This window comes from Sulfitobacter sp. HI0129 (assembly GCF_001635395.1).
Taxonomy (GTDB): Bacteria; Pseudomonadota; Alphaproteobacteria; order Rhodobacterales; family Rhodobacteraceae; genus Sulfitobacter.
Genome location: NZ_LWGH01000359.1, coordinates 1 through 3675 on the forward strand (window position 1 = coordinate 1; position 3675 = coordinate 3675).

The 3675-nt window shown below is 63.0% G+C and carries 3 protein-coding genes and 1 pseudogene; 1 reads left to right on the forward strand and 3 read right to left on the reverse strand.

What is annotated here, in order from left to right; translation table 11 throughout:
- Positions 1-123 precede the first annotated feature (123 nt).
- A complete protein-coding gene (locus A3764_RS09040) occupies positions 124-1227 on the forward strand; it encodes an AI-2E family transporter (protein WP_236628150.1) in 1104 nt (367 codons plus the stop codon).
- Between the two features lie 46 nt (positions 1228-1273).
- Here A3764_RS09040 and A3764_RS09045 read toward each other — a convergent pair whose 3' ends face one another.
- The 3 genes and pseudogenes from A3764_RS09045 to A3764_RS09055 form a co-directional block, all read right to left on the reverse strand.
- Entirely contained in the window at positions 1274-2674 is a 1401-nt protein-coding gene (locus A3764_RS09045; protein ID WP_067925449.1) for a TRAP transporter large permease, read from the reverse strand.
- Positions 2674-3303, reverse strand: coding sequence for a TRAP transporter small permease subunit (locus A3764_RS09050; RefSeq protein ID WP_067925446.1), 630 nt, complete (start codon positions 3301-3303; stop codon positions 2674-2676). The genes A3764_RS09045 and A3764_RS09050 overlap by 1 nt, the downstream gene beginning before the upstream one ends.
- A 72-nt stretch (positions 3304-3375) precedes the next feature.
- Positions 3376-3675 (reverse strand): annotated as a pseudogene (locus tag A3764_RS09055) (C4-dicarboxylate ABC transporter substrate-binding protein); the annotation flags it as partial.

Genomic DNA, 3675 nt, shown 5'->3' on the forward strand with positions numbered 1-3675 from the left:
CACAACTGCACCCCCATTCCCCTCAAACGTGTGGCCGCGACCAAAAAAGTGCGGCTGCCGTGCGAACTTTTCACGTTCTTCGGGGTTCTAGCAGGATAGGCGCGCAAACAGTCGGAGCAACAGTTGGACGATCTCACTTCCATCCGCCGATCCCTGCGCTTCCTGGTCATGATCGCCCTTTTCGTGACGGCCTATTTTGCCAAAGACCTCATCCTTCCGATCCTGCTGGGCTTTCTGCTGGCCCTGACGCTCAGCCCGGTCTCGCGCGGGCTGCACCGGTTGGGGGTGCCGCATGTGGTCTCGGCCTTTCTGCTGGTGCTGTCGACCTCTGCTGTGATCTTTGCAATCCTTGCGGGCACGGCGGGGACGGTCGCGCTCTGGAGCGACGAGATCCCGCGCATGGGCAACGAGATCCAGCAAAAGCTGCGGGGGATGTCGGACGCGGTGGAAAACGTCCGCGATGCCACGGCGGAAGTGGAAAAGATCAGCGGTGAAAAGGACGACCCTCAGGAGGTTGTGGTCAAGCAGCCCTCCCTGATGGACAGTGCTTTCGACACGGTCGCGACGGTCGGCGCCACCCTTGCGGTCACGCTGGTCCTTGCCATTTTCCTGCTGTCCTCGGGGGAGTTGTTCTACCTCAAGCTGGTACAGGCCTTCCCCACGCTCAGCGGTAAGAAACGCGCGCTCACGACCGTGTACAACGTCGAGAGGCGGGTGTCGCGCTACCTGCTTACGATCACCATCATCAACGCGGCTCTCGGGCTCTGCGTGGGCATTTACCTGACGCTGCTCGGGGTGACGAACGGGGCGGTCTGGGGGGTCGCCGCATTCCTGCTGAACTTCCTGCCCTATCTGGGGGGCTTCATCGGTTCCGTGCTTGTGGGGGCCTTTGCCATCGTGCAGTTCGACAACCTCGGCTATGCGCTGCTGGCCCCGTTGGGCTACCAGATCCTCACCGGGGTGGAGGGGAACCTCATCACCCCCTACCTCGTGGGGCGCAGGCTCGCCATGAACACGGTGGCGGTGTTCCTGACCGTGGTCTTCTGGGGCTGGCTCTGGGGGTTGGCGGGGGCGCTGGTGGCGGTGCCCTTCCTCGTGGTGTTCAAGGTCATCTGCGAGAATTTCGAGCCCCTGCACACGGTGGGCATGTTCCTGTCCGGCGAGGATACGGCGGAAACCATCAAGGAAGAACGCCGCGCCCATGACGCGGCATCCCGGGGCTCCTGAGGTCCGGCTAGGCCGGGCAGTGGATGCCGCCCGGCGTTGGCCAGCGTCAACCTGCCAGCGATGGCAGCCAAAGCACGATGGACGGGAATGCGACCAGCAGGGCGATGGTGACGGCGTCCGCGACGAAGAAGGGCATCACCCCGCGGAACACGTCCTGCACACTGAGATCGGGGCGCACCCCGGCCACCACGAAGCAGTTGAGCCCGATCGGCGGGGTGATCAGACAGAACTCCGCCATCTTCACCACGAGAATCCCGAACCAGATCGCGGCCATCGGTCCCGACATGCCAAAGGTACTGTCCGCGGCGCTGACGAATTCGCCGCCGTTCAGGGCCATGACCGCCGGGTAGACCACCGGCAGCGTCAACAGCAGCATCCCGATGGCATCCATGAACATGCCCAGCACCGCATAGGCCAATAGAATGCAGATCAGGATCAGCATGGGCGACACGGCGAGCGATGAGATCCAGTCCGCGAAGGCCCCGGGCAGGTCCGCGAAGCCAAGAAACCGCACGTAGATCAGCACGCCCCAGATGATGGTGAAGATCATCACCGTCAGCTTTGCGGTTTCCAGCAAGGCGTCCTTCAGCTCCGCCCAGCGCATACCCCGGATCAGCGCCATGCAGAACACGATGAAGGCCCCCACGGCACCGCCTTCGGTCGGTGTGCCCCAGGCGTCGCCGAAGGGGTTGTAGACGAAGAAGATGATGATCACGACGACGGCGACGATGGGCAGGGCCGCCGGCAACGAAGCGAAGCGCTGGCCCCAGGTAAAGCCGCGCACCGGGGGGCCCACGTTCTTCCAGATCATGGCGATGCCGATGATCAATATGCCGTAGATGATGGCCGAAAAGGCCCCCGGTATGAACCCGGCAAGCAGCAGCTTGCCCACGTCCTGTTCAACGATGATGGCATAGATCACGAGGATCGCCGACGGCGGGATGAGCGAGGCCAACGTACCGCCCGCGGCAACCACACCGGCTGCGAACTGCTTGTTGTAGCCGATCTGGAGCATTTCCGGGATTGCAATGCGCGCAAACACGGCAGCGGTGGCGACCGAGGCACCGGACACGGCGGCAAAGCCCGCCGTGGCGAACACGGTGGAAACGGCAAGCCCCCCGGGCACCCATGCGAACCAGCGTTTGGCCGCCTCGAAGAGCGCCCGCGTCAGACCCGCGTAATAGGCGAGAAACCCGATGAGGATGAAGGTGGGGATCAGCGACAGGGTCTGGCTCGATACCTTGGAATGGGGCACCTGCCCCGCCGTCTTGATCGCGACCGTCAGCGCCCAGCCGAACTGGTCCCACTCCATTCCCCGCTTGGCCCAGAAGATCCAGATCAGGCCGACGAGCCCGGCCATCGCCGCGGCGAAGGCCACGCGCATGCCAAGCACCACCATGACCAGCATACCGCCAGAGACCCACAGGCCGATTTCAATTGGTTCCATCAGTCGTGTCCATCCAGATGTTCGGCCTCGGCCATGGCCTGTTCGGCGGCGGTTTGTACCAGTGGCACCGCGACAGGGTGCTCAAGCCCCAGCACCATCGCGCGCCCGTAGCCCCAGATTTGCAGCAGCAGGCGCAGGGCAAGCACCGAAAAGGCCACCGGCACCACCAGTTTCGACGGCCAGATGGGCAATCCGATATCGATGGAGCTGTCACGGCTCCACATGGGAACGCTCAGATCGAAGCTGCGGTCGAAATGCGCCCATGATCCCCAGACCAGCGCGACCATCAGCAAGAAGATCAGGATCACGGAAACCAGTTCCGCAGCCCAGAGCGCGCGCCCCCGCAACTGCCCGATGAGGATGTCCATCCGCACATGGCCGCCGTTACGCTGGGTATAGGCGATTCCCATGATCGCGATGAACGGCATCGCCGCCTCGATCCAGTCCACGTAACCGGCAAGGGGGGAGGAGAAAAACTTGCGTCCGCCCACCGACCAGACCGCCAGAACCATCAGCAGGAAGACAGCGATGCCCGAAATCAGGGCGAAGAATGTTTCGAGTTTCAGCAAGACCCGATCCAGCCGACTGAGCAGGCTATCGTCGGTCAGCACGGCGGAGGAACCTGCCATGGTGGTATTCCTTCAAATGTGTCCGGGGAACCGAACGGCGGGGCCGCACCGATGGCACGGCCCCTGAGTGGTTCAGTTGGACATACGCTCTTTTTCCAGCGTTTCCTGAACGAGGTCGTAGAGTTCCTGACCCGGAATGCCTTGGGCTTCCATGTCCTTGATCCATGCCTCGCGTGCAGGATCGGCGGCCTTTTCGCGGAAGGCCGCGATCTCTTCCTCGCTGAATTCGACCTTCTGGACGCCCTTTTCGTCAAGGATGCTGTCCCACTTCTTCAGCAGCTCGCCATAGTTGGCGAGGTAGTGATCCAGCGCCTCGTCGACGGAGCTGTCCAGCGCCGCGCGCTCCTCATCGCTCAGGGCGTTATAGGCGTC

Coding starts and splice junctions, on each gene's coding strand:
- A3764_RS09050 (WP_067925446.1), bottom strand. CDS start 3,303: ATGGCAGGTTCCTCCGCCGTGCTGACCGACGATAGCCTGCTCAGTCGG.
- A3764_RS09045 (WP_067925449.1), bottom strand. CDS start 2,674: ATGGAACCAATTGAAATCGGCCTGTGGGTCTCTGGCGGTATGCTGGTC.